The sequence below is a fragment of the Elusimicrobiota bacterium genome (genome assembly GCA_040757695.1).
In the GTDB taxonomy this organism is placed as follows: domain Bacteria; phylum Elusimicrobiota; class UBA8919; order UBA8919; family UBA8919; genus JBFLWK01.
Genome location: JBFLWK010000162.1, coordinates 1 through 2,582, shown reverse-complemented (window position 1 = coordinate 2,582; position 2,582 = coordinate 1). Strand labels below are relative to the sequence as shown.

Sequence of the window (2,582 nt, the reverse complement as noted above, 5' to 3'; positions counted from 1 at the left end):
CTTTATGAGGAAGTGTTATTGAAGAGCCGTGTGTGGGCAATCTGCAAGCACGGTTCTGCGAGGGGCACGACAGCCCGATAGGGCTGTCACCACAAGGAGGTTATAAAGATGTCTACTCAACAAAAGTACAGTTTAGTTTTAGCATTTTTGGTGATGGGCTTAGTTTGGGGAATCGGTGCTGAAGCATTAGCACAGGAAGTGGTAACAAAAGAAGAATTGCTCTTCAGAGAGATTCCGATTGTAGTAACTGCTGCAAAGAAAGAACAATCTGCTACTGAAGCACCTGCTGCGGTAACTGTGATTACTGCAGAAGAGATAAAGAATATGGGTGCACGGAACCTGCTTGATGTTTTAAAAACTGTACCAGGGTTTAACATTATCCAGGATACAAACGAGCATCTGGTAGCGATGCGTGGTATTTACGCATCAACGAATCAGAAATTTCTTCTTCTGCGTGATGGTTATCGGTTAAACGAATGGATGTGGAACACTATTGAGTATGACTACTCTCAGTCGGTAGAGAATATCAAACGAATAGAGGTCATTCGTTCACCAGGTGCATCGCTTTATGGTTCAGCAGCATTATGTGGGGTTGTAAACATTATCACAAAAGATGCAACAGAAATTGATGGTTGGCAAACAAAAATTTCAGCTGGTAATTTCGGTCAAGTTAAAACTGATATTCTCTACGGTAAAGATAATCTGGTAATGTGGTGTTCTTATGCAGAAACATCAGGCGAAAAAGCAGATATAGCAAAAAACCGTGATGGTTCTAAAACTCCAATTGATGGTTACGAATATGTTGACCATTACGGCCCGAGTTACGATTTCGGGCTGAAACTTAAAGAAGGTAATCTAACTTTCGCGGGTTCATTTAGCAATTCAAGTTATTTTAATCCACGTGGCAACTCCGGTCAACTCATAGAGTATGACAAAGCAAACCTTCCTTATAAGCAGATTTTCCGAACAGGGAATATTGATTTAACTTATGATTGTTCACTGAACGATATGAAATTCAAACTTAACCATTACTTTGATTACAACTATTGGTTTTCATGGCAACTTCTATCGCCACAAAGAGAATGGGAAAAGGAAGAGCTGGGTAAATTGTTCAGATGGGATGTAGAAGGTGTTGTTGGTGGTGTTGAATATTCTGTCTCAAAACCTTTATTCAAAGGCGATATTTTGTTTGGTATACAACCTGAGTATAGAAAATTATTAGAATCTACTGCATACCAAACTTATGCTTCAAGTATGATTGATCATGTTGCGCAAGACCCACTAAAGCCTGGTGATGAGTATTATCTTGCTTGCTATCTACAGACAGAACAAAAAATTACACCGCAGGTTATTGGGAATGTCGGTGCAAGATATGATTACTATAAAGATGTTGGTGGTTCTTTAAACCCACGACTTTCTCTGATTTGGAATGCTTTTAAAGACTTCTACTGGAAACTGATCTATAACGAATCTTTCTTGAACCCATCTTATTTCTATCGCTATGTGACAGGTGTAATGGGCTACTATGGTGGACCTGATCTTAAGCCGGAAAAAATGAACAGTTATCAAAGCCAGATAATGTACTACTTCAGCAAAGATTTAACCGTTGCAGTAAATTATTTCTACAATAATCTACTTGACCTTGTTGCACCTGATACAAGAGTCGCCGGAAGGTACACATATCGCAATTACGGTGAAATAACCGTTCAAGGTGTAGAAACAGAACTGAAAACAACTGTCTGCAAAGTAGAACTTTTTGCTAACCATACTTTCCAGAAACCCATAGAAGACAAAACTGACCCCGGCTGGCAAAAAGATGAAAAAATTTTTGCTATACCAGAAAATACAGCTAATTTAGGGGTGAATTATTCACCAATAAAGTATCTTAATGTTAACCTGTCTGGTAACTGGTTAGATAAAACAGAAGTAAAAAGTCAAAATCTACCGCAAAGTATCTATTATCCTGACTGGGAATTACCATCAATAATGACATTGAATCTTGTATTTACTGTGAAAGAAATTTTTAAAACCGCTGAATTACAACTTGCATGCTACAACTTACTTAATGAAGAATATTATTTAGGCGGTACTGCGGTCCCTTACCGTCAACAGGGTAGATGGTTCCTGATATCTGCAGGCTATAAATTTTAAGTTGTAGGCACGTCCCGTTAGAAATGGCATCCCGCTCATCTCAATAGGCGGGATTTCTAACGGAGCGTAATAGGTAAGTTTTGCTGAAATTTGTAGGCGAGAACTTTCTCGGCAAAGGCAGGTCTGCCTCTGGTATGATAGTTAACGATTTTACGGTGATTATAAATTACCGACTACAATTCATGCGTTTTCAGCAAAACTGAATTGTTCCAAATTTTTAGAAGAAAAAAATGAAGAAAATTATTCTTTGCTTGATATTTTTCACTACTTGGTGTTTTTCTGCTAAACAAGCAGTTATTGTTGCTATAAAAAGTAAAGATATTGCTCCTTATAATACTGCTTTGGAAGGATTTAAAGAAGTTGTAAAAGAAAGAAGCATTTTAGTCACATTCAAGGAGTACAATTTAGAAGAAACTAATGTTATTGAGAAA

2 protein-coding genes are annotated in these 2,582 nt (G+C 37.7%); both read left to right on the top strand.

Features of this window, described 5'->3' with window-relative positions; genetic code table 11:
* Window positions 1-108: 108 nt before the first annotated feature.
* Entirely contained in the window at window positions 109-2,151 is a 2,043-nt protein-coding gene (locus AB1349_13590) for a TonB-dependent receptor (protein MEW6558358.1), read from the top strand.
* Between the two features lie 230 nt (window positions 2,152-2,381).
* Window positions 2,382-2,582: hypothetical protein (locus tag AB1349_13585; GenBank protein MEW6558357.1), on the top strand; the 201-nt coding region annotated here is incomplete at its 3' end.